Below are 23052 nucleotides of genomic sequence, written 5' to 3'. Positions count from 1 at the left end.
TATTCATAAATGAGAATATGATAACACAAGAGGCTCGATAACTCACATGATCTCACGTCGCGATTTTCTGCAGGCCAGCATGGCGGCTTCGGCGATTGTCGGAGCGTCGGGCTTTGGCAATTGGGGCAAGCTGGCAGCGCAGCAAGCGTTGAGCCAAAGCGATCTGCTTCAGTTTGACACCTTCGGGAATGTTTCCCTTATTCATATCACCGATATTCACGCCCAGCTGAAACCGATCTGGTTCCGAGAGCCTCAAATCAATCTTGGCGTTGGGTCCAGCAAAGGGGCGGTGCCACACATCACGGGCGCAGACTTCCGCAAGCTTTATGGCATCGAAGATGGCAGCGCGTCGCATTACGCGCTCAGCTATGACGATTTTACCGCGCTCGGTCAGGCCTATGGCAAGATGGGCGGCATGGACCGTGTCGCGACTGTCGTGAACAGCATCCGTGCGGACCGGCCCGATGCGTTGCTGCTGGATGGCGGCGATACATGGCACGGCTCTTACACTTGCTACAAAACCGAAGGGCAGGATGTCGTGAACATCATGAACCTGCTGAAACCCGATGCGATGACCTTCCACTGGGAATTCACGCTGGGATCTGACCGTGTGCGCGATATCGTGAGCGATCTGCCCTTTGCCGCGCTTGGACAGAATATTTTTGACGCCGAATGGGATGAACCCGCAGAGGATTTCCAGCCTTACCAGTTCTTTGAACGTGGCGGTGTGAAGATCGCAGTGATCGGGCAGGCCTTCCCCTATATGCCCATCGCCAACCCCGGTTGGATGTTCCCCGAGTATTCGTTCGGCATCCGCGACCAGCGCATGCAGGAAATGGTCGATGAGGTCCGCGGGCAGGGGGCCGAACTTGTTGTCTGCTTGTCGCACAACGGTTTTGACGTCGATAAAAAGATGGCCGAGCGCGTCACCGGGATTGACGTGATCCTCGCCGGTCACACCCATGACGCGCTGCCGGAACCTGTGTTGATCGGTGAGACGATTGTTGTGGCCTCCGGCTCCAACGGCAAGTTCGTCAGCCGCGTCGATCTGGATGTGCGCGATGGCCGGATGATGGGTTTCCGTCACAAGCTGATCCCGATATTCTCGGATGTCATTGCACCCGATGCGGAAGTCGCCGCCGCCATTGATGCGGAACGCGCGCCTTTCCTGAATGAGCTGACCGAAGTTATCGGCAAAACAGCGGATGACACATTGCTCTACCGCCGCGGTAACTTCAACGGCTCGTGGGATGATCTGATCTGCGACGCCCTGATCCAGGAACGTGACGCCGATATCTCGATGTCACCCGGCGTGCGCTGGGGCCCGTCTATCATGCCCGGACAGGACATTACCCGAGAGGATATCTGGAACGTCACCTCGATGACCTATCCGAACGCCTATCGCACTGAAATGACGGGTGAATTTATTCATACCATTATGGAAGATGTGGCCGATAACCTGTTCAACACCGACCCCTACTATCAGCAGGGTGGTGACATGGTCCGCGTGGGCGGCATGGGCTACAGCATTGATGTCAGCAAGCCCATCGGACAGCGCGTTACGGACATGACACTGTTGAAAACCGGTGAGGCGATTGATCCTGCCAAGACCTATGTGGTCGCAGGCTGGGCCTCGGTCAATGAAGGCACCGAAGGACCGCCGATCTGGGATGTCGTTGAAAACCATATTCGCAATTTGGGCACCGTTCAGGTGACACCGAACACAAGCGTCAAAGTCTCTGGCGCATAAGGAGAAACAGGAAATGGATGAGATCTTCAAACCGTCCAGACGCACATTTTTGCGCGGAAGTGCTGCAATCGCGGCTGGGACTGTCGCAGGTCAGGCAGCGGCGCAGGATGGCCCCGACCCTAAAATCACGGAATTGCAGGACTGGGCGTCTTATACAGGTGTCGGCGTTGACGAAACGCCCTATGGCCTGCCAATCAGCTTTGAAAGCGATGTGGTGCGGCGGAATGTAGAGTGGCTGACCGCGTCACCGATTTCCTCGATCAACTTTACCCCGATTCACGCATTGGACGGGACAATCACGCCGCAAGGTTGCGCATTCGAGCGCCACCACTCGGGCGCGATCGAGCTGTCCAAGGACGACTACCGCCTGATGATCAACGGTCTGGTCGACCGACCCCTGATTTTCACCTACGCCGATCTTGAGCGTCTGCCGCGTGAAAACCATGTCTATTTCTGCGAATGTGCTGCGAACACCGGTATGGAGTGGGCGGGGGCGCAGTTGAACGGTGCCCAGTTCACCCACGGCATGATCCATAACATGGAATACACCGGCGTGCCGTTGCGGACGCTGCTGCGTGAAGCCGGCCTCGATGCGGCGGGCGATCTGGCGGATAAATGGGTCTATGTGGAAGGCGCTGATGCCTCATCGAATGGCCGTTCGATCCCGATGGAGAAGGCGCTGGATGACGTGCTGGTGGCGTTCAAGGCCAATGGCGAAGCGCTGCGGATGGAGCATGGCTATCCTGTGCGCCTCGTCGTTCCCGGTTGGGAAGGCAATATGTGGGTCAAATGGTTGCGCCGTGTTCAGGTGACGGACATGGCTGTCGGCAGCCGCGAGGAAACATCCAAATATACTGACGTCTACGAGAACGGTATCGCTCGCAAATGGACGTGGGTCATGGATGCGAAATCGGTCATCACCTCACCCAGTCCGCAAATGCCGATCACGCACGGGCAGGGCCCGCTTGTGATCTCTGGTCTGGCGTGGTCCGGCCATGGGCAGATCACGCGTGTTGATGTCTCGAAGGACGGTGGCATCACGTGGGAAACAGCGCGGCTTGGAAAGCAGGGCGATACCAAAGCCTTGACCCGCTTCTATCTGGACACCGACTGGGACGGCAGCCCGATGCTCTTGCAATCGCGTGCCATCGACGAAACCGGCTATGTCCAGCCGACAAAAGACCAGTTGCGCGAAAAGCGCGGCGAGAACGCGGTCTATCACAACAACTGTATTCAAACCTGGTTTGTTAACGAAGAAGGGGTCGCCGAGAATGTCGAAGTCTCTTAATCTTTTCGTCCCCGCGATTGGTGGCACCGTGCTTTTGCTGGGTCTTGCCTATGGCATTTCCTCGCGTGAATACGGGGCCGCAACGATCGACTCGCTTGAAGCACGGGTGCAGCAGATCGAGGCAAACGCCGCACAAGCAACCGCCGAAGCGCAGGCAGCAGCCGCAGAAGCGGCGCGGCTGCTGCAAGAGCGTGAAGAACTTGCGGCTCTGGCCGCTGTCAGCGGCGCAAGCCTGACCGCACCGGCGCCCGTGATCGAAGGCACCTATGGTTTGGGCCGTGTGGCCTTTGATGAAGAAATTGCCGCATGGGATGTCGATGTCCTGCCTGACGGGCGGGGCCTGCCGGAAGGCCGTGGTGATGTCTTTACCGGAGAAGAGGTCTTTGTTGACAAATGTGCCTCTTGTCACGGTGATTTTGCGGAAGGTGTTGGCAACTGGCCCGTGCTTGCCGGTGGTTTTGACACATTGGCAAATCGGGACCCGGTGAAGACTGTGGGGTCCTACTGGCCCTATCTTTCGACCGCATGGGACTACATCAACCGGTCAATGCCCTTTGGTGAAGCGGGTACGCTGACGCCGGATGAGACCTACGCGATCGTGGCGTATCTTTTGTATTCCAACAACATGGTTGATGACGATTTCGAGCTGAGCCATGAGAACTTTACGGAAGTCGAGATGTACAACGCCGACGGCTTTGTCGTCGATGACCGGCCCGAGCTTGAGTATGCCGAATGGCGCACGGAACCTTGCATGGAAAACTGCAAGGAGAGCGTCGAGATCACGATGCGCGCGACGTTCCTCGATGTTACCCCGGACGAAGACGTGGAAGCCGCAGTCAGCGCGCCCGCAACCGAGGACACTCCGGCGGTTGCTGTTGCCGAAGATGCGGGCGGGATTGATCCGGCCCTGATCGCCGCCGGTGAAGGTGCATTCCGCCAGTGCCAGACCTGCCATCAGGTTGGCGACGGCGCGCGCAACCGCACGGGTCCTGTCTTGAATGGCATGATCGGGCAGACAATCGGGTCCGTTGACGGGTTCCGTTACTCGGGTGTCTTCGAACAGGCAAATGCCGCCGGAGAGGTGTGGACTGCGGAAAGCCTTGCCGCGTTCCTGACGGATCCACGCGGGACAATGGCCGGCACAAAGATGGCGTTCCGTGGTGTCGGGGACGAAGCCGAGGTTGCGGCACTGATCGCCTATTTGCAGAGCTTTGCGGACTAATGCGTCGCCACCTTCTGCTACTTGCCTTTATGGGCGCCGCCAGCCACGGCTTTGCCGAAGTTGGCGGTGATCCCGAACGGGGCGAAGAACTCTTTCGCCAATGCAGCAGTTGCCATCAGGTCGGGCAGGGGGCTGTTGACCGGATTGGTCCCCAACTGAACCATATCTTTGACCGTGCCGCGGGCGAGGCCGAGGGGTTCCGGTATTCGGCGGGATTTGAACGTGCCGCCGCGGGCGGTCTGGTCTGGACCTATGATACGCTCGATAGTTTTATTGAGAACCCCCGGGTGCTGGTGTCCAACACACGGATGAGCTTTCGCGGGATTGCAGAACAGCAGGACCGCGATGATCTGTTGGCCTATCTGCGGTTGTTCTCATCCAGCCCCGCAAACATTCCAGAGGCCGCACCGACAGCGGCCGCAGTGGATCACGCGGTTGCCCCCGAGGTTCTCGCGATTGTCGGAGATCCGGCATATGGCGAGTATCTGTCCGGCGAATGCACGGCGTGCCATCAGGCAAGCGGTGCGGCGACCGGTATTCCATCCATTACAAACTGGCCGACGGAGGACTTTGTTGTCGCGATGCATGCCTACAAGGAAGGCGTGCGCGCCCATCCTGTCATGCAGATGATGGCGGGCCGGTTATCTAACGAAGAGATTGCGGCCCTTGCGGCCTATTTCGAAAGCATCCGGTAAGGATGCATCATTGGGAGGAAAGACAATGAAATTTGATAGAAGGACGTTTCTGGGATCAGCGGCCGCGACAACGGGATTGCTGGCCGCACCGATGGTGCGCGCACAGGGGAAACCCCGCGTTGTCGTGATTGGCGGCGGTGCGGGCGGTGCGACCGCGGCACGCTATCTGGCCAAGGACAGTCAGGGCGCGCTTGACGTCACACTGGTCGAGCCGACACGCACCTATTACACCTGTTTCTTTTCCAACCTCTACTTGGGCGGATTCCGCGACATGGGCTCGCTTGGCCATAGTTATGGCACGCTGGCCTCTGAATACGGCATCAACGTCATTCACGACTGGGCCGTCGGAGTGGACCGTGACGCAAAGACAGTCACCCTCGCCGGTGGTAGCAGTCTGCCGTACGACCGTCTGATCCTGTCACCCGGCATTGATTTCGTGGACGGTGCCGTCGAGGGCTGGGATGTGACTGCGCAAAACGCGATGCCACATGCCTATAAGGGTGGTTCGCAAACCGAACTGCTCAAGGCGCAGATCATGGCAATGCCGCAGGGCGGTACCTTTGCAATGGTCGCACCGCCAAACCCATACCGCTGCCCGCCCGGCCCCTATGAGCGGATCTCGATGGTGGCGCACGCGCTCAAAGAAGTAAACCCGACCGCCAAGATCCTGATTGCCGATCCGAAAGAGAGTTTCTCCAAACAAGGCTTGTTCGAGGAAGGCTGGAACCGGCACTATGCCGGCATGGTCGAGCGGATCGGGCCGGACTTTGGCGGGGCGAATGTGTCGGTTGATCCGCAGGCGATGACCCTGACGATTGATGGTGACGTCAATGACGTTGATGTCTGCAACGTGATTCCCGCGATGAAAGCGGGCCGGATTGCCGAAATCGCAGGTATCACCGATGGCAACTGGGCACCGGTCAATGCTGCCGATATGTCTTCCAAGATGGACCCGAACATTCATGTCCTGGGTGATGCTGCCGCACAGGGCGATATGCCGAAATCCGGCTTCTCGGCCAACAGCCAGGCCAAGGTCTGCGCCAATGCCGTGCGCGGCGCTTTGACCGGATCAACCGTGTTTCCGGCCCGTTTTGCAAACACCTGCTGGTCTTTGATTGATACCAATGACGGGGTGAAGGTTGGCGCGACATATGAAGCAACCGACGAAAAGATCGCGAAGGTCGACGGTTTTGTCAGCGCAACCGGCGAAAGCGATGAGCTGCGTGCGGCCACCTATCAGGAATTGATCGGCTGGTACGACGGGATCGTCGCCGACATGTTCGGATAATCACCTGTCGGGCCTTGATGTATGTCAGGGCCCGCCAAAACGACACTGCTAGGCTGGGGACATGGAGGACGTATGATGAAAAATAGACTTATCGGCGCATTTTTGATCCTTGCCGCGACACAAGTTGCCGCACAGGACGCGGTCACTTACCCTTTCAATGGAAGCTTTGATGATGCGACTTTTGCAGTCGAGAACGCCATCATCGGCAAAGGCCTTGTGATTGATTACGTCAGTCACACCGGTGAAATGCTGGCACGGACAGCCGAGGATGTTGGCAGTGACAAGATGCTCTTTGAGGGGGCGGATATCTTCTTGTTCTGCTCTGCCCAACTCTCGCGCGAGGTGATGGAAGCGGACCCGATGAATATCGCGCATTGCCCCTATGGCATCTTTGTCGCGGCACTGGAGGGCGAAGTCCTCGTGGGGCATCGCACCTACCCTGACGGTGAAATGCAAAAGGTGCAGATGCTCTTGGATGAGATCGTACAGGAAGCGGTAGGCGGATAAGGATAACGATGAATTACGACGGATATTTCGCGACCGCACTTGCGCAGCTGCAAGATGAGGGCAACTACCGTGTTTTTGCGGACCTTGAGCGCCATCGCGGAAACTTTCCGCAGGCGACCAACCACGGTGCGCAAACGCGCAATGTGACGATCTGGTGCTCGAATGACTATCTGGGCATGGGGCAGCACCCTGACGTGCTGTCCGCCATGCATGAGGCGCTGGACAAGGTTGGTGCAGGGGCAGGCGGGACGCGGAATATCTCGGGCACGACCCACAACCATGTGTTGCTGGAGGCGGAACTGGCCGATCTGCACAACAAGGAAGCGGCGTTGCTTTTCACCAGCGGATATGTGTCCAACTGGGCGGCACTTGGCACGCTGGCTGCGAAAATTCCTGATTGTCTGGTGCTGTCTGACGCGCTCAACCATGCCAGCATGATTGAAGGTATTCGCCATTCAAAGGCAGAGCGCCAGATTTGGCGGCACAATGATCTAGAGCATCTTGAGCAATTGCTGGCCGCCCAGCCGCTTGAGCGGGCGAAACTGATCGCTTTTGAAAGCGTCTATTCGATGGATGGCGATATCGCACCCATCGCCGAGATTTGTGATCTGGCCGAAAAGTACAACGCCATGACCTATCTTGATGAGGTGCATGCCGTGGGCCTTTATGGTCCCCGTGGCGGCGGGATCGCCGAACGTGAGGGTCTGATGGACCGTGTCACGGTTATTGAGGGAACGCTGGGCAAAGCCTTTGGCGTGATGGGAGGCTACATCGCGGCCTCGGCTGATCTGTGCGACTTTGTCCGCTCTTTTGCCAGCGGGTTTATCTTTACAACAGCCCTTCCGCCTGCTGTTGCGGCCGGTGCTGCGGCCTCGATCCGGCATCTGAAATCCAGTGCAGCGGAACGTGCGGCCCAAAAGGAGAAAGTCGCCGAAGTCCGTGCGCGGCTTGATGCGATTGGTATTCCGCATATCGACAACCCCAGCCATATCATTCCGGTGATGGTGGGCGATCCGGTGAAATGCAAATACCTGTCGGATATTCTGATGCGGGATTATGGCATCTACATCCAGCCGATCAATTATCCGACCGTGCCCAAAGGGACCGAGCGTTTGCGGATCACCCCGTCACCGGTGCATTCGGCCGCCGATATTGACCGCCTCGTCGGTGCATTGGAAACCCTTTGGACCCAATGCCAGCTTGCACGCCTGCCAATGGCCGCGCAGTAGGTTTGACTTGCATCAAAGCGCCCTGCGCCCTGCGTTGGTACAGCCAAGATCTATGGACGGGGCCAAGGTATGCTTGAAAATCTGATCGAAACTTACGGTGAAGGGGCCATCCTGATGGCCTTGGGCGGCTTGGTGGGGGTGCTGTTTGGTGCCACAGCGCAGCATTCGCGGTTTTGCCTGCGCGCGGCCACGGTTGAAGTGGCCGAAGGCAAACTGGGCCCGCGTCTTTCCATCTGGCTGATTGCGTTTTCTGCCGGAGTTTTGGCGGTCCAGACCCTGATTGTACTGGGCTGGCTTGATGTGTCGCAAAGCCGTCAATTGGCCACGACAGGCAGCATGTCAGGTGCCATCATCGGCGGGCTGATGTTTGGCGTCGGCATGATCCTTGCGCGCGGCTGCGCCAGCCGGTTGCTGGTGCTGTCGGCCACGGGAAACCTGCGGGCCATTGTGACCGGACTGGTGCTGACGCTGGTGGCGCAATCCGCGCTGCGCGGCGCGCTGGCACCCGCGCGGGAACAGCTTGCATCGCTTTGGGTGGTGCCGGGTGGGGCGATGCGCAGTCTGCTGTGGCAGACAGGTTTGACGTCATCACTGGCAGCATTGATCGCTGCGGTGGCTTTGGGTGCGGCGCTGGTGCTCAGCCACCGCCAGAATGTGAAAACCAGTCACGCAGTGGCCGCTGTCGGTGTCGGGCTTGCGGTGGCATTGGGGTGGCTTGGCACCTATGCGGTTGCGATGAATTCATTCGAGGTGGTGGCCATATCTTCGGTCACGTTCACGGGTCCCTCGACAGATACCCTTATGGGGCTGGTCAATAGCACCGAACTGCCGCTTGGCTTTGGTATCGGGCTTGTGCCTGGCGTCTTTCTCGGCGCGGGGGCCATGGCTTTGGCCACGAAAGAGGCACGTATCCAGCGCTTTGGTCCTGATAGCCCGATGGAGGTCTATCTGGTCGGGGCCGCCCTGATGGGGTTTGGCAGTATGCTGGCGGGCGGCTGTGCGGTTGGTGCAGGCATGTCCGGCGGGGCCATTTTCGCGCTGACAGCCTGGGTTGCGGTAGGGGCTATGTGGGTGGGGGCGATGGTCACACAGCGCGTGCTGCACCGCCCCTCACTGGTCATCGCCTGATCTACTCGAATTCCATCTGCTCATAGACGCGTCCGGCATTCTTGGTCGCCAGTTCCTCGAATGTGTCCAGATGGGCATAGGGCGATTGATCGACATAGTAAGCCTCGGCAAGCCCGCCGCCGGCTTCAAGATGTTCGGCAATCTTGCCGCGCAGATATTCCAGATAGCCTTTGGTATAAAGGCGCACCTGATCCATGTTGGTCGGATGCCCGTGCCCGGGGATCACATAGGTCGCATTCAGGGGCTCGAACGCGGTGTCCCACGTGTCTAGCCAGTGCAGCGTATTTGTGTCGTCAAACAGCGGCAGCATCCGTTCGTGGAAGGCGATATCGCCTGCAATCACAAGCTCTTGGTTCGGCAGCCAGACGACGACATCCCCTGCGCTGTGTGAGGGCCCAAGATAGCGCACTTCGATGCGGAAATCGCCAAGTTCGACGATATAGTCATCGCTGAAGGTTTCGGTCGGGCCTTGCAGATAAGTGCCTTCTGCTTTCTCTTTATTCAGGCCTTGCATGGCTTCGAGAATCTGAAAACCGCGGTCTTCGAATTCGGCAGCGGCGTCCTCATGAGCAATGATCGGCACGCCCTGTTCGGCCCAATAGGAATTGCCCAGCATCGCATGGCCCTGGCCGTTTTCATTGATTACCAGAACCACAGGCTCATCTGTGCGCGCCTTAATTTCATCGTGCAAGGCCGCAGCCAGCACATAGGCGCCGCCGCCGTTGATCACGACGACACCTTCGCCTGTGACAATAAAGCTGAGGTTATTGTTGTGACCGCTGTTTTCATAGGTTGGCGGTGCGGTGGCCCCGATGGCGCTGAAGACACCGGGGATAAATTCAACCGGTGCGCTGTAGAGAGCGGAACCGGGATACTGGTCCGCGATGTTTTCGTTGGCTTGCACGGTTGTCGCAAGGACGGCCATGACCGCAAGAACACAGCGGATCATGTCTCTTCACCGACAAAAACAAAGCCGTCGCCGCGCCGTTCCGCACGGCCCAAACCGCCACCCGGCAGGTGGAAGCCGATCAGGCGCATTTGCGATGTGCTGAGCTGGTCAAGCAAGCCAAGGCGCGTCTGGACGCCCAGCTCAGGATCCTGATCCGACCCCGAGAGCCAGGCCGGTTTCTCGAAGGCGATATGATGGTTCACGATGCTATCGCCAAGGATCATGATGCTTTCACTGCCCATCTGCACCTCAAACGCCATGTGACCGGGGGTGTGGCCCGGAGTCATGCGCGACAGGACGCCGGGCAGGATTTCCTGATCATCCTCAAAGAGGTTGATCTGCTCGGCCAGCATTTCAAGGCGGCTTTGGGCCCCTACAGCAAAGGTCACACGGCCCTCGTCGATGGTGGAGACAGTGTCGGGATCGGTCCAGTAATCCCATTCGGCGCGGCCCATGTGATAGGTCGCATCAGGGAACATCAGATCGCCGAAATCATCGCGCACGCCCCAAAGATGGTCGGGGTGGGCATGGGTAAAGACCACATCGGTGACATCGAAAATATCAACGCCCAAGGTATCGAAGGCATCCAGCAACTTACCGGCGCTGGGCATGAATTCCTGCCCCGCACCCACATCAAACAGGATCGTGCGGTCACCGCTGTGCAAGAGTGTGACGTTGCAATCAGGTGTCATGCTGTCGCCTGTGATGCCGTAGCGCGCGAGCAGCTCATCGGCACCTTCTGGCGGTGTACCCCCGAAAGCAAAGCTTTTGGGCAAAACAAGATTGCCGTCGCTCAGCGTATTCAGCGTGCGGTCATCCGCCTGCAATGTTGTTTGTGCCCAAACGGGCTGCGTCAAAGCAGCCGACAAGGTTGCACTTGCCCCGCCTTGGATGACTTTTCTGCGTGTCAGTTTCATGGCTCACCTACATATTCGTATATTTGAATGGTAGGGCATGAGGGACGTGATTGAAATATTTTTCTTGCGCGTGGCGCGGCTAGAAAATCATGCCGTCCCAAGATCGCGGTACATCTCGCGCAGGATGTTTTTCTGCACTTTGCCCATTGTGTTGCGGGGCAGGGCATCGGTGATGATGTATCGCTTCGGGTGCTTGAAACGTGCAAGTTGCGGCGTGGCCGCTGCGGCGATGTCTTCGACGGTCAGCGTGGAATCGTCCAACACGATTGCCGCCAGCACCGCTTCCCCAAAGTCGGGATGGGCCACGCCGAAAACAGCGCTTTCGACAACGCCGTCAATATCATTGAGCACGTCTTCGATTTCTTTGGGATAGATGTTGTAGCCCCCTGAGATGATCAGATCCTTCTGCCGTCCAACGATCGTGATGCGCCCGTCTTCCGATTTCACACCCAGATCACCTGTTATGAAAAAACCGTTCTTGCGCAGCTCTTCGGCGGTTTTATCGGGCATGTTCCAATAGCCCTGAAACACATTGTCGCCGCGCACCTCGATCATCCCGATTTCATCCGGTCCAACCGGCTGTCCGTCATTGGTGATTTCAACTTCTGTCCCGGGCAGTGCATAGCCGACTGTGCCTGCCAGCCGCGCGCCATCATAGGGGTTGGAGGTAATCATATTGGTTTCGGTCATCCCGTAGCGTTCAAGAATACGGTGGCCGGTTCTGCTTTCAAACGCGGTATGGGTTTCTGCCAGCAGCGGCGCAGACCCTGATATGAAAAGCCGCATATGCGCGACCAGATCGCGGGTCAGCCGCGTGTCCGCCAGCAGGCGGGTGTAAAAGGTAGGCACACCCATCAGAAGCGTGGATGCGGGTAGTTCGCCGATAATTGCGTCGATATCAAAGCCGGCCATGAACCGGACCTGCGCGCCGGCCAATAACGCGGTGTTCATCGCCACAAAAAGCCCGTGGGTGTGAAAGATCGGCAGCGCATGGATCAACCGGTCTTCACTGGTAATCCGCCAAAGGTCGGTCAGGGTTCGGGCGTTCGATAGAAGGTTTTTGTGCGACATCATCGCACCCTTTGACCGGCCTGTGGTGCCCGATGTGTAAAGGAGTGCGGCCAGATCATCGGGGCCGCGTGGCACCGTTTCAAAGTGCCCGTCACAGGTATCGGCCGCCGTGGAAAGGGAGCCTGTGCCGTCTGTAGCGAGGGTCAGCACCTGCGTGTCACCGCTGCAGATTGTGGAAACCGCGGCTGGGTTTTCTGCATCGCACACGACCATGCGCGGGGCCGCATCGGTGATGAAATACGCGACCTCGCTTTGCGTATATGCTGTGTTGAGCGGCAAATAGACCGCCCCTGTTTGGACAGCGGCACCGTAAAGGGCGATCGTGTCCATGATCTTGGGGGCTTGTACAACAATCCGGTCACCCGGGTTTACGCCTGCATCCGCCAGCACCTGCGCCAACTGTCCGACGCGCCGCACAAAGCTGCGGTAACTGACCTTTGTCCCGTCATCCAGCGTCAGAAATGTGGCGTCGTTTTCTGCATGGCGTGCGAAGAGTGCATCATAGAGCGTATTGGTCACGATCAGGTTCCCGTCTTGTCGTTTTTGTCACGGGTCCTTGTTGGGCGCAGCAGGGCGTCTGTGCAAGATATATTGCTGCCCGCGCCTTGTTGTACCTGTTCTGGTGTTGGATATTGTCAGGTGTGATCCGCCAAGATACGCGTTGACGGCCACAGGGCGACAAATTGTTGAAAAGGAAAAGCCAATGCGCATCGTCGATATCTGCGAAGTGACCAAGCCGATCGCGTCTCCGATCCGGAACGCATATATTGATTTCAGCAAAATGACAGCGAGTTTGGTGGCCGTGGTCACCGATGTCGTCAGGGACGGTCGCCGCGTTGTCGGCTACGGGTTTAATTCCAATGGTCGCTATGGTCAGGGCGGTCTGATCCGTGAACGTTTCAGGGACCGTATCCTTGGAGCGGACCCTGCATCGCTGATCAATGAGGCGGGTGACAATCTGGATGGACATAAAATCTGGGCTGCGATGATGCAGAACGAGAAACCGGGCGGACATGGCGAGCGTTCGGTTGCAGTCGGTACAATTGATATGGCTGTCTGGGATGCCATTGCGAAGATCGCGGAAAAGCCGCTTTACCAACTGCTCGCCGAGGGGAAGGGCGTCGCAGCAAACCGCCGCGTCTTTGTCTACGCGGCCGGGGGCTATTACTATCCTGGCAAAGACGACATGGCACTGCGGCAAGAGATGCGGGGCTATCTGGATCGCGGCTATAACGTGGTCAAGATGAAGATCGGCGGCGCCACGATTGACGAAGACCAGCGGCGCATTGAGGCTGTGTTGGCCGAAATCGGGTCAGAAGCGCAATTGGCTGTCGATGCAAATGGCCGCTTTGATCTCGAAACTGCCATCGCCTACGCCAAGATGCTGCGCAACTATGCGCTGTTCTGGTATGAGGAAATCGGTGATCCTTTGGATTATCAGCTTCAGGCCGCGATGGCCGAATTCTATCCCGGTCCAATGGCGACGGGCGAAAACCTGTTCTCGCATCAGGACGCGCGAAATCTGATCCGCTATGGAGGGATGCGCCCTGACCGCGATTGGCTGCAGTTCGATTGCGCGCTGTCATACGGGTTGGTGGAATACCTGCGGACGCTTGATGTGCTGGAAACAGCAGGGTGGTCACCGTCACGTTGTATTCCGCACGGAGGGCACCAGATGTCACTCAACATCGCGGCGGGTCTCGGGCTGGGTGGCAACGAAAGCTACCCCGACCTGTTCCAGCCCTATGGCGGGTTTCCGGACACAGTCAGCGTTGAAGACGGCCATATCATCATGCCCGAACTGCCGGGTATCGGTTTTGAGGGGAAATCCGACCTCATCAAGGTTATGCGCGAACTGGCCGAATAGAGGGATCGCTCCATGCGTTCGCACTGGATTGAACCGTGACTTTCCGTAACGCCTAGATGTCACGCGACAGGTGCGTTACGCTTATTCGTCACGTTTTCGGCGAACGGATATGCTCTTGCAGTTTACATTGCTGCCTGAGACCCTTGGCGCGTTCGGGGTTGCCACTTCGTCCCGCTGGATTGGCTCAAATGTCGGCAGTTTGAAGGTGGCGAGCCGTGATGCTGACGGTCTTCTGCGGGTCACTGCGATGCCGTGCTTGATGCAAGCCTGTACCGATGGACAATAGTGAGAAAACCGAAATGAAATTCAACGCCGACACGAGGATACAAAATGCCCATTCGTAACAGACTTGCCGAAATGCATCCGCAAATCACCGCATGGCGCCGCGATTTCCATATGCATCCCGAGCTGCTTTATGACACCGCACGCACGGCAGGAATTGTGGCAGACAAACTGCGGGCCTTTGGATGTGACGAGGTCGTCACGGGCATTGGACAGACGGGTGTTGTCGGCCTGATCCATGGCAGAACGACAGCATCAGGACGGACGATCGGCCTTCGGGCCGACATGGACGCCTTACCGATTTTCGAGGCAACCGGCGCTGAATATGCCTCAACCGTCCACGGCAAGATGCATGCCTGCGGTCATGACGGGCATACGGCCATGCTGTTGGGTGCCGCCCAATATCTTGCAGAGACACGGCAGTTCGACGGCACAGTCGCGGTTATTTTCCAACCGGCAGAAGAGGGTGGGGCAGGTGCGCTTGCCATGGTTGAAGACGGCATGATTGACCGCTTTGGCATTTCCGAAATCTACGGAATGCATAATTCGCCGCTCTTGCCGGAAGGGGCATTTGCGATCAGGTCGGGGCCATTTTATGCGGCTGTGGATACGTTTGAAATCATCGTCACGGGGAAAGGTGGCCATGCGGCGCGCCCCAACAACGTTGTGGACACCACGCTCACGGCTTCGGCGCTGGTGATGAACCTGCAGTCCATCGTGTCACGCAACACGGACCCGCAGCAGGCGGCCGTGGTCTCGGTTACATCTTTCCGGACCGAAAGCGAGGCTTTCAACGTGATCCCTGAAACAGTGACGTTGCGTGGCACAGTCCGAAGTTTTGACGAGAAAGTGCGCGGCGAGATTTTGGCACGTATAGAAGCCGTGGCCACCTTGACGGCACAGACCTATGGCGCGACGGCAGCGTTTGATTGGCCGGAGGTTTCCTATCCGGTCATGGCGAACCATGAGAAAGAGACAGGTTTCGCGGCAATGGCGGCGCAAGCGGTCGCCGGTGCGTGCGACACACAGGCCCCGCGGACGACAGGCGGCGAGGACTTTGCCTATATGCTGCAGGCTTGCCCCGGCGCCTATATCCAGATCGGCAACGGTCCGAGCAAGGGGCTGCACCATCCCGAATATGACTTCAACGACGAAATCATTCCGATCGGTGCCTCTTATTGGGCAACGCTTGCCGAGCAAAGGTTGCCTGCGCAAGGTGCCTGACAACGAGGAATACTGGCGTTTTTCGACGCAGACATTGGACCCGCCGCGATAGTCGAGAGTAGGGCGTCGCGCATCGGGTGTCAGTATTGCGCATACCGTTGCCCTGCAAGATGACGCGCTGAAGGTTCTGAAACTCAGACGGCTCCGTTGCAGGATTGATCCTTGGACAACTTGCGCGGTCTGGCGAGAATTTGCGAGTGCTCTGGCAATCTCTTGCCACAAAAATTTGCGGTTTGCAGAAAAAGGAGTCCCATTTCCCGCGCAATTGCGCCACCCTTGAGCGGACCCGAAACCATCCGGGCCAAACTTATGGGCGTGAAGCCCGATCTGGGAGGATTACATGTTTAAAGAAGTATTGCGTAGGCCTGTTGGCCTGCTTGGCGCAGCTGTTGTTGCATTGAGCTTTGGTGCACCTGCGGTGGCGCAGGAGCAGCTATCAATCGCGACCGGTGGCACCGGTGGCGTCTATTACCCGATGGGTGGCGGACTTGCCGAGATCATCAACAACCACATCGACGGCTATGCCGCTGCGGCTGAAGTCACAGGCGCATCGGTCGAGAATATGGGTCTGATCGCGACAGGCGACGCGGATCTGGCCATTGGTCTGGCTGATACGGTGTCCCAAGCCTACACAGGGACAGGGCGCTTTGAGGGCCAGCAACTGCCGATGGTCCGCGGCCTTGCATCGCTCTATGCCAACATGGTGCAGATCGTGGCGCTTGAAGGTTCGGGCATTACATCGCTGGAAGATCTGCGCGGCAAGCGCGTGTCGATCGGTGCACCGGGCTCTGGTACCGAAGTCAACACAAATGCGATCCTTGAGGCCAATGGCATCAGCTATGATGACATTGACGAGCAGCGTTTGAACTTCAACGAAACCGCTGATGCGCTGAGCAACGGCGATATCGACGCTGGTTTCTGGTCTGTGGGTGCGCCGACATCCTCGATCCTGAACTTGGCCACAACACAGGACATCGTGATCATTGAGCTGACCGAGGCCGAGATGGCCGCGGCGATGGACGCAAACGCGACCTTTGCAATGACAACGCTTGCAGGTGGCAGCTACAACGGCGTTGACGCAGATATCAGCGTGCTGGGTATTCCGAACGTGCTGACAGTATCGTCCGAGATGTCCGACGACCTTGCCTATAGCATCACCAAGGCAATGTTTGAAAACATCGCTGAATTGCAGGCCGTACACCCTGCTGCGAATGAGACCACAATTGATTTCACAATTGCTGCGACACCTGTGCCGCTGCATCCCGGTGCGATCCGCTACTATGAAGAAGTCGGTGTGACCATTCCGGATGACTTGCGTCCATGATGAGACCGATTTGGGAAGGGGGAGGCAAAGTCCTCCCCCTTCTCATTCTACTGCTGCTGCCGGTTTCGGCCGGGGCCGAAGTGCTTGTTGCGACCCGTGAAGATGGCACAGAGATCGCCCGTTTTGATGTGCCGCAAGGCACGGAATGGTGCGTCCTCTGGAACCACTCGGTCAAAGGATTTCCCGTGTCCGATTGTTATGAGAACCAGGCTGGCCGGATGGTGTTGATGCATGCGCATCTGCCTGATTTCGCCGCAGGGCTGGATCACATTCCGGGGCGCGGGCGGCAGGTCACGGACGGGCAGGGCGGGTATTTTATTCTCGATATCAACGAACCTGTGCCGGGGAACGCCTATGTGCTGCGTCCCGGGGAAGGCGCGGTTGATCATCGCTTGCAGGTCGGAGAGGCCGTTGTGTCACTCTCTGCCGTCGCCCCGCGCGAACGTGTGCGGATCGCTCTTTTGGGAAGTATTGAACAATGACGACGACAACTGAAGACAGCCCGATCCACGCGCCGCAGCCATGGTTTGTGATCCGTGCGATCACCGTGATCGGGATCACGCTCTCGCTGTTCCAGCTTTATACCGCAGGCGTGCAGCCGTTGGGGTTGTTCTTCCAGCGTCCGATCCACCTCGGGTTTGTGCTTGTCTTGTGTTTCCTGATCTATCCCGCCTTTGGTCGCGCCAAGCCGCGTGGGGCGCTGGGATGGGCCATTGATGGCACGCTCATTGTGCTCAGCATTGCTGCGGGGGCTTGGGTGCCCTTGAATATCGACACGATCGCCAACCAGATTTTCCCGCGCGACATCGACGTGTGGATGGGTGTTGTCACGATTATCGTTGTGCTGGAAGCCGCCCGCCGCGCTGTGGGCCTTGGCATGACGCTGATCGGTGTCTTCTTTATTGCTTATGCCTTTGCTGGCAGTCGTGGCGAACTGCCGTTCCTTGCCGACTGGATGCCTGGCATCCTGAACCACCGCGGCTATTCGCTGGACCGTGTCGCCAGCCAGATGACGCTCGGGGCCGAGGGGATTTTCGGTATCCCCTTGGGCGTTGCGGCGACGTTCGTGTTCATTTTTGTGCTGTTCGGCGCTTTCCTTGAGGTTACGGGCGCGGGCAAATTCTTTATTGATCTGGCCTATGCCGCCGCAGGTAAACAACGTGGTGGCCCTGCCAAAGCTGCCGTTATCGCGAGTGCGGGGATGGGTTCGATCTCGGGCTCGGCCATTGCAAACGTGGTGACAACAGGTGCCTTCACGATCCCGCTGATGAAGAAGCTGGGATACCGCCCCGCACAGGCTGGCGGGATCGAGGCCGCAGCCTCCACCGGCGGGCAGATCATGCCGCCGCTGATGGGCGCAGGCGCCTTCCTGATGAGCGAATTCACCCGCGTGCCTTACGTGGATATCGTGCTGGTTTCGATTTTCCCCGCGGTCCTCTATTTCGGCACGGTCTACCTGCTGGTGCATATTGCCGCTGTCAAACAGGGCATGACCGGCCTGACAGCAGAAGAGCTGCCAAGCGTGCGCAAGGTTCTGGCCGAAGGCTGGCACTTTCTGTTGCCACTTGTCGCTTTGGTGATGTTGCTTGTGGCAGGGTATTCGCCGATGCGCGTCGGTTTCTATGCGATCCTGTCGATCATGGCGGCAGCTTCGGCGCGGGCGCTTTGGGAGTTTGCGCGGTCCGGTCCGACAATGCAGGGCTTTTTCGGGCTGTGCGCGCGCGGATTGAAGCTGACACTTGATGCGCTTGATCTGGGCGCGCGCAATGCGGTGGCTGTGTCCGTCGCTTGTGCTGTGGCCGGTATTATCGTGGGTGTTGTGGGCCTCACCGGTCTGGGTCTCAAGTTCTCTGCCATGATGATCGCCTTCTCGGGCGGCAACATCGTGCTGGCGCTGATCCTTGTACTGCTGGCCAGCCTCGTGCTGGGCATGGGCCTGCCGGTGACGGCGGCCTATATCGTGCTGATCATCCTTGTCGGTCCTGCGCTGACCGAACAATTCGGCATCCCGCTCCTGATCGCGCATCTTGTGGTTTTCTGGTATTCGCAGGACAGTAATGTGACGCCGCCCGTGGCATTGGCCGGATTTGCCGGTGCCGCGATTGCGGGGTCAAAGCCGATGGAGACGAGCATACAGGCATGGAAATACGCCAAGGGCCTTTATCTGATCCCGCTGTTCATGGTGTTCAACGAGGAGATCATCCTTGGCGGGCCGCTGCCGCTTGTGCTCTGGAGCGGCGCTATCGCGATCCTTGGCCTGACAGCCTTTGCGGCACTCTTGGAGGGGTTCCTGTGGCGCCCGATGCCGGTCTGGATGCGGGTTCTGCTGCTGCCGGGTGTGGTGGGTCTGTTCTGGCCGTCCTTGACCGTCGAGATTGCAGCGGCGGTGCTGATTGTTCTGTTGCTTGCCATGAACTGGTCCGAGGCGCGCCGTGACAAAGCCCGTTCAGACAATACGGCAGTCGCGCAAAGCGCCACGGACGGCTAGCACCATGGCGCTGGTCCGGCCACTTCTTCTTGCGGGGCTTGCTGCCGTGCTGGTCTGGGTGGTCGCGCAGAACCTCGTTCTTGGCGCCGCGCGGACCGAACTGGACCAGACGCTGCTCTTGACCAAACGTGCCGTCGAGGCCGAGGTCGAGCGGTTGCGCTCCTTGCCTGCCGTCGCTGCCGAGGATGTGCGCGTGCGCGATGCGCTGGCCGGCACCGGTTCGTTACAGGCGGCCAACAGTTATCTGGAAACGGTGGCGGTGCATGCGCAGGCGGGCGAGCTGTTCCTGATCGACGCTGAGGGCGAAACCATTGCGGCCTCGAACTGGAACCGCGCGGGCAGTTTTGTGGGCGAGAACTACGGGTTTCGCCCCTATTTTCAGGAAGCAATGGCAACAGGCCAAGGGCAATTCTATGCTATCGGTGTCACGACCGGTGTGCCGGGGTACTTTCTGTCGACGCGGATTGACGCCGGCGACAGCAGCGGTGTTCTGGTCGTCAAGCTGGACCTGCGGCCGCTTGAGAATATCTGGCGCAGCGCCAATGCGGATGTGGCGCTTGCCGATGCCAATGGCGTGGTGTTTCTTTCGGCGCGGCCGGACTGGCAATACCGCGCATTATCCACGCTCAGTCAGGAGGCCATGGACCAGATCGCCGCCACCCGCGCCTATGAGGGCGTGTCTTTCGCGACCTCTGCGCCACTTGTCCGCACGGCGATTGAAGGCAGTGACGCCGTGGGGGATGGCTGGATCGCACGCCTGACCCCGATGCCATCCACCGGCTGGCAGGTGATCGCTGCGCGCGCCACAGCGGGAATGCAGCTCTTGTCATTGGCGGCGGCGGCCTTGGCGGCCCTTGCAACGCTCGCGATTGCTGCGGCTTTCAAGGCATGGGAACAGCGCAGGCAGATTATTGCGCTCCGCCTGTCACAATCCGAAAAACTGGAAGCCATGGTGATTGCGCGTACCAGCGATCTGGCGCGCGAGGTGGATGCGCGGGTGCAGGCCGAGATTGACCTGCGTGCCACGCAGGAAGCGCTGGTGCACACCGAAAAGATGGCCGCTCTCGGGCGGATGTCTACGGCGATCGTCCATGAAATCAGTCAGCCGCTCGCGGCCATGGAGGCCACCCTGTCGGCCGCCGAACTTGGCCTCGACCAGAAAGACACAGCAACGGCCAGGCGGTTGGACAAAGCCCGTGGCCTGATCCGCCGGATGCAGCGCACGACAAAACACCTCAAAAGCTTTGCCCGCAAAGAGGTGCCGCAACTTATGCTGATCGACCTTTGTGCGCCGGTGGCTTCGGCGCTCGATCTTGTTGCGCCGCGCGCACGGGCGATTGGCGTTGTGCCTGTGTTTCACACGCCTGAGGGGAGGGTCGACGTGATGGCCGGCGCGATCCGGATTGAACAGGTCGTCGCCAACCTTTTGCTCAACGCACTGGATGCGGTCGCGGACATGCCGGACGCGGAGATCATCGTCAGCGTGACGACGAATGCCGGTCAGGCCGAACTCTGCGTTCAGGACAATGGAAAAGGCATTGCCGATGCGGATTTGTCCAAGGTAGGTGAACCCTTCTTTTCGACAAAGCTGACCGGCGCGGGTTTGGGGCTTGGTCTGGCGATTTGCAAAGCGATCATCTCCGACTTCAACGGCACGCTTGATATCCGTTCACATCAGAACCAAGGCACGCGGGTGACCGTGACCTTGCCTTTGGCCGTCCAGAAAAGCGCCGAGGCCGCATGAGTGCCACGATCTTCATTGTCGATGACGATGCCGACCATTTGTCAGCACTGGCTGATCTTGTCGAAACTTCTGGCTATGCGGTGCAGGCGTTCGCTTCTGCGACCGCAGCGCTTGAGGCGATGGCCGCACAACCGGATCTTGTGATCAGCGACCTGCGGATGCCGGGCATGGACGGGATTGCCTTTGTCAAAGCATTGCGGGCACAAGAGCAGGGCGTGCCCGTCGTGCTTTTGACCGGCCACGGCGATGTCGGTCATGCGGTCGAGGCGATGCGCGCGGGCGCCGAAGACTTTCTCGAGAAGCCTTACGAAGCTGCCCATCTTCTTGCGGTCATGCGCCGGACCCTTGAGGCGCAATCTGCCCGCCGTGAGGTAGTGCGGCTGCAAACGGTGCTGGCGGAACGCGCTGATGTCAGCATCCTGGGGAAATCACGCGCCATGCGGGACTTTCGCAAGCGCATTGCCGCGCTGGCCTCTGTCGATCTTGATGTCGTCATTACCGGTGAGACAGGGACGGGAAAAGAGCTTGCCGCGCGGGCAATCCATGCAGCAAGCGCCCGTGCGGACGGCCCCTTTGTTGCACTCAATTGTGCCGTTCTTCCCGAAACCATGGCCGAGACGATCCTGTTCGGGCATGGCGAGGGCGTTTTTGCACATGACAGTGCAGGGCGGGCAGGCAAACTGGAGGCAGCCCATGGCGGCACGCTGATGCTGGATGAGGTCGAGACAATGCCAATGGCCATTCAGGCCAAGCTGCTGCGCGTATTACAGGAACGCAGCTTTGAGAGGATGGGCGAGACATATGCGCGGCACCTTGATGTCAGGGTGATTGCCACGACCAAGACCAATCTGCGATTGCTGGATACATTCCGCCCCGATTTCTTTTTCCGTCTGGCCGGTGCCGAGTTGTCCACGCCAACCCTGCACGAGGCAGGCGAGGATATTCCCCTGATCTTTGCACATTATGCCCAGCTCGCCGCGCGGCGTTACGGGCGGGCTGACCCGGAGGTTCCTTGGGTACTGTCACAAAAGCTCAAGCGACAGGCCTGGAGCGGAAATGTGCGTGAACTGAAAACAAGCGCTGAAGCCTTTGCGCTGGGGCTTTATGAGGTTGAAGGGACAGGCACCCCGACCTCTGGCCCCATGACTTTGGCTGATCGTGTGGCGCAGTTCGAAGCCCGCGAGATCGCGGCAGTGCTGGAAGCACATGCGGGAAACACATTGCGTGCGGCGGAGACACTGGGCCTTCCGCGCCGTACCTTGAACGACAAGATGCGGCGCTACGGAATTTCCGCCGATCTAGAACGCAAGTCCGAGGACGGTGGATAAGGTTCTGCATCTGTCTCTGAAAACTCTGCTTGATCGATTCCGGTGAATCGCAAGCCCGAGCCGGAAGAGACCACCTTTCTACCGTAAGCGGGGAATCAAGATTGTGGAAACAACGCTGGTTTGACGTGGCATCCTGCGGGTGTCCAAGCTGATTCCTGCACGCAACGCAGGGCCAATGGGCGCGAAACGGCAGATTTTCTCAAAAAAACCGCTCCGATCAGGGCAGTTTTTGATGACAGAACAGATGTTTTCATTTTTTTGAAAAAAGGGGTTGCGGGTATCTTCGAGTAACCGTAGAACCCCCTTCACCGGCGGCGCAGAGATGCGGCGGCGGGGCGCCAGACGGGCTTACGGGCGACGAGGCGGGAAGAAAAAACAGAGATAATGCAGGCTGGGCGCGCCAAGGACTTTAGGGCGCATCTGGTGGTTTTTGTCTCTACGCTGTTTGAAATTGATATATCTGAAGAGATATGTGGGCGGTTTGGTTCAGTTCGATGGATCAGACGTCTGTATATCAACGCTCTTAGGGTTTCGGTCCGATGATAGAGTGTCAGCTTCACTGTTTGGCGGCTTCTGGTAACTTTGGTTACTGAAGCACAACAAACAGAGAAACGCCATTTGGTTTCAGTAAGGCCAAGTGGTGATGTGCAGAGGTTCGAACGTCAAGGATTGCATTGTAAGATGCATTCAACTTGAGAGTTTGATCCTGGCTCAGAACGAACGCTGGCGGCAGGCCTAACACATGCAAGTC

18 protein-coding genes and 1 rRNA gene (1 of these 19 cut by a window edge) are annotated in these 23052 nt (G+C 58.4%); 16 read left to right on the top strand and 3 right to left on the bottom strand.

Annotated features, from left to right (window positions below; genetic code table 11):
- The first annotated feature begins 46 nt into the window (after positions 1 to 46).
- The 8 genes from soxB to SJY29_RS10780 all read left to right on the top strand — a co-directional run bounded on the left by soxB (position 47) and on the right by SJY29_RS10780 (position 9107).
- On the top strand, positions 47 to 1750 hold the full coding sequence (soxB, locus tag SJY29_RS10815; RefSeq protein WP_400082777.1) for a thiosulfohydrolase SoxB: 1704 nt from the start codon (positions 47 to 49) through the stop codon (positions 1748 to 1750).
- 13 nt (positions 1751 to 1763) lie between these two features.
- Positions 1764 to 3038: a sulfite dehydrogenase gene (soxC, locus tag SJY29_RS10810; protein WP_055295990.1), complete on the top strand. Its 1275-nt coding sequence runs from the start codon at positions 1764 to 1766 to the stop codon at positions 3036 to 3038.
- Positions 3022 to 4260 (top strand): c-type cytochrome, encoded by a 1239-nt coding sequence (locus SJY29_RS10805; protein WP_400082775.1) that lies wholly within the window; start codon positions 3022 to 3024, stop codon positions 4258 to 4260. Before soxC ends, SJY29_RS10805 begins: the two co-directional genes overlap by 17 nt.
- Positions 4260 to 4955: a c-type cytochrome gene (locus SJY29_RS10800; protein ID WP_110278471.1), complete on the top strand. Its 696-nt coding sequence runs from the start codon at positions 4260 to 4262 to the stop codon at positions 4953 to 4955. The genes SJY29_RS10805 and SJY29_RS10800 overlap by 1 nt, the downstream gene beginning before the upstream one ends.
- A gap of 25 nt (positions 4956 to 4980) precedes the next feature.
- Complete coding sequence (locus tag SJY29_RS10795) at positions 4981 to 6243, top strand: FCSD flavin-binding domain-containing protein (protein ID WP_400082772.1); 1263 nt, start codon at positions 4981 to 4983, stop codon at positions 6241 to 6243.
- A 75-nt stretch (positions 6244 to 6318) separates the two neighbouring features.
- Positions 6319 to 6750 carry a DUF302 domain-containing protein gene (locus SJY29_RS10790; protein ID WP_400082769.1) on the top strand — a complete coding sequence of 144 codons (432 nt, stop codon included), beginning with the start codon at positions 6319 to 6321 and terminating at the stop codon, positions 6748 to 6750.
- Between the two features lie 8 nt (positions 6751 to 6758).
- Positions 6759 to 7979 (top strand): 5-aminolevulinate synthase, encoded by a 1221-nt coding sequence (hemA, locus tag SJY29_RS10785; protein ID WP_400082767.1) that lies wholly within the window; start codon positions 6759 to 6761, stop codon positions 7977 to 7979.
- Between the two features lie 69 nt (positions 7980 to 8048).
- Positions 8049 to 9107 (top strand): YeeE/YedE family protein, encoded by a 1059-nt coding sequence (locus SJY29_RS10780; RefSeq protein WP_400082764.1) that lies wholly within the window; start codon positions 8049 to 8051, stop codon positions 9105 to 9107.
- A gap of 1 nt (position 9108) precedes the next feature.
- Here the strand turns inward: SJY29_RS10780 and SJY29_RS10775 are convergent, their stop codons facing one another.
- The 3 genes from SJY29_RS10775 to SJY29_RS10765 all read right to left on the bottom strand — a co-directional run bounded on the left by SJY29_RS10775 (position 9109) and on the right by SJY29_RS10765 (position 12563).
- Entirely contained in the window at positions 9109 to 10056 is a 948-nt protein-coding gene (locus SJY29_RS10775) for an MBL fold metallo-hydrolase (protein WP_400082762.1), read from the bottom strand.
- Positions 10053 to 10973: an MBL fold metallo-hydrolase gene (locus tag SJY29_RS10770; RefSeq protein ID WP_400082759.1), complete on the bottom strand. Its 921-nt coding sequence runs from the start codon at positions 10971 to 10973 to the stop codon at positions 10053 to 10055. The genes SJY29_RS10775 and SJY29_RS10770 overlap by 4 nt, the downstream gene beginning before the upstream one ends.
- 87 nt (positions 10974 to 11060) lie before the next feature.
- Complete coding sequence (locus SJY29_RS10765) at positions 11061 to 12563, bottom strand: malonyl-CoA synthase (RefSeq protein WP_400082756.1); 1503 nt, start codon at positions 12561 to 12563, stop codon at positions 11061 to 11063.
- Between the two features lie 184 nt (positions 12564 to 12747).
- Here SJY29_RS10765 and SJY29_RS10760 point away from each other — a divergent pair, with 184 nt between their 5' ends.
- The 8 genes from SJY29_RS10760 to SJY29_RS10725 form a co-directional block, all read left to right on the top strand.
- A complete protein-coding gene (locus tag SJY29_RS10760; RefSeq protein ID WP_400082754.1) occupies positions 12748 to 13911 on the top strand; it encodes a mandelate racemase/muconate lactonizing enzyme family protein in 1164 nt (387 codons plus the stop codon).
- Positions 13912 to 14241: 330 nt separating this feature from the next.
- A complete protein-coding gene (locus tag SJY29_RS10755) occupies positions 14242 to 15417 on the top strand; it encodes a M20 aminoacylase family protein (RefSeq protein WP_400082752.1) in 1176 nt (391 codons plus the stop codon).
- A gap of 340 nt (positions 15418 to 15757) precedes the next feature.
- On the top strand, positions 15758 to 16741 hold the full coding sequence (locus SJY29_RS10750) for a TAXI family TRAP transporter solute-binding subunit (protein WP_400082749.1): 984 nt from the start codon (positions 15758 to 15760) through the stop codon (positions 16739 to 16741).
- Positions 16738 to 17223 carry a DUF1850 domain-containing protein gene (locus SJY29_RS10745; RefSeq protein ID WP_400082746.1) on the top strand — a complete coding sequence of 162 codons (486 nt, stop codon included), beginning with the start codon at positions 16738 to 16740 and terminating at the stop codon, positions 17221 to 17223. Before SJY29_RS10750 ends, SJY29_RS10745 begins: the two co-directional genes overlap by 4 nt.
- Positions 17220 to 19229: a TRAP transporter permease gene (locus tag SJY29_RS10740; RefSeq protein ID WP_400082744.1), complete on the top strand. Its 2010-nt coding sequence runs from the start codon at positions 17220 to 17222 to the stop codon at positions 19227 to 19229. The genes SJY29_RS10745 and SJY29_RS10740 overlap by 4 nt, the downstream gene beginning before the upstream one ends.
- A 4-nt stretch (positions 19230 to 19233) precedes the next feature.
- Positions 19234 to 20973: an ATP-binding protein gene (locus SJY29_RS10735; protein ID WP_400082741.1), complete on the top strand. Its 1740-nt coding sequence runs from the start codon at positions 19234 to 19236 to the stop codon at positions 20971 to 20973.
- On the top strand, positions 20970 to 22301 hold the full coding sequence (locus SJY29_RS10730; protein ID WP_400082739.1) for a sigma-54-dependent transcriptional regulator: 1332 nt from the start codon (positions 20970 to 20972) through the stop codon (positions 22299 to 22301). Before SJY29_RS10735 ends, SJY29_RS10730 begins: the two co-directional genes overlap by 4 nt.
- A 688-nt stretch (positions 22302 to 22989) precedes the next feature.
- Positions 22990 to 23052 (top strand): 16S ribosomal RNA (locus tag SJY29_RS10725); it runs 1401 nt beyond the window's last position.

It is taken from the genome of Yoonia sp. R78084, assembly GCF_044595625.1.
Taxonomy (GTDB): Bacteria; Pseudomonadota; Alphaproteobacteria; order Rhodobacterales; family Rhodobacteraceae; genus Yoonia.
The sequence above is the reverse complement of the archived record's forward strand: the minus strand, read 5'-3'. Positions and strand labels throughout refer to the sequence as shown.

What these genes read in the sequence shown, in the direction of transcription:
- SJY29_RS10780 (WP_400082764.1), top strand. Translation starts at nt 8,049, where the DNA reads ATGCTTGAAAATCTGATCGAAACTTACGGTGAAGGGGCCATCCTGATG.
- SJY29_RS10740 (WP_400082744.1), top strand. Translation starts at nt 17,220, where the DNA reads ATGACGACGACAACTGAAGACAGCCCGATCCACGCGCCGCAGCCATGG.
- soxC (WP_055295990.1), top strand. Translation starts at nt 1,764, where the DNA reads ATGGATGAGATCTTCAAACCGTCCAGACGCACATTTTTGCGCGGAAGT.
- SJY29_RS10795 (WP_400082772.1), top strand. Translation starts at nt 4,981, where the DNA reads ATGAAATTTGATAGAAGGACGTTTCTGGGATCAGCGGCCGCGACAACG.
- SJY29_RS10805 (WP_400082775.1), top strand. Translation starts at nt 3,022, where the DNA reads ATGTCGAAGTCTCTTAATCTTTTCGTCCCCGCGATTGGTGGCACCGTG.
- SJY29_RS10750 (WP_400082749.1), top strand. Translation starts at nt 15,758, where the DNA reads ATGTTTAAAGAAGTATTGCGTAGGCCTGTTGGCCTGCTTGGCGCAGCT.
- SJY29_RS10755 (WP_400082752.1), top strand. Translation starts at nt 14,242, where the DNA reads ATGCCCATTCGTAACAGACTTGCCGAAATGCATCCGCAAATCACCGCA.
- hemA (WP_400082767.1), top strand. Translation starts at nt 6,759, where the DNA reads ATGAATTACGACGGATATTTCGCGACCGCACTTGCGCAGCTGCAAGAT.
- SJY29_RS10770 (WP_400082759.1), bottom strand. Translation starts at nt 10,973, where the DNA reads ATGAAACTGACACGCAGAAAAGTCATCCAAGGCGGGGCAAGTGCAACC.
- SJY29_RS10735 (WP_400082741.1), top strand. Translation starts at nt 19,234, where the DNA reads ATGGCGCTGGTCCGGCCACTTCTTCTTGCGGGGCTTGCTGCCGTGCTG.
- SJY29_RS10790 (WP_400082769.1), top strand. Translation starts at nt 6,319, where the DNA reads ATGAAAAATAGACTTATCGGCGCATTTTTGATCCTTGCCGCGACACAA.
- SJY29_RS10730 (WP_400082739.1), top strand. Translation starts at nt 20,970, where the DNA reads ATGAGTGCCACGATCTTCATTGTCGATGACGATGCCGACCATTTGTCA.
- SJY29_RS10800 (WP_110278471.1), top strand. Translation starts at nt 4,260, where the DNA reads ATGCGTCGCCACCTTCTGCTACTTGCCTTTATGGGCGCCGCCAGCCAC.
- SJY29_RS10745 (WP_400082746.1), top strand. Translation starts at nt 16,738, where the DNA reads ATGATGAGACCGATTTGGGAAGGGGGAGGCAAAGTCCTCCCCCTTCTC.
- SJY29_RS10775 (WP_400082762.1), bottom strand. Translation starts at nt 10,056, where the DNA reads ATGATCCGCTGTGTTCTTGCGGTCATGGCCGTCCTTGCGACAACCGTG.
- soxB (WP_400082777.1), top strand. Translation starts at nt 47, where the DNA reads ATGATCTCACGTCGCGATTTTCTGCAGGCCAGCATGGCGGCTTCGGCG.
- SJY29_RS10760 (WP_400082754.1), top strand. Translation starts at nt 12,748, where the DNA reads ATGCGCATCGTCGATATCTGCGAAGTGACCAAGCCGATCGCGTCTCCG.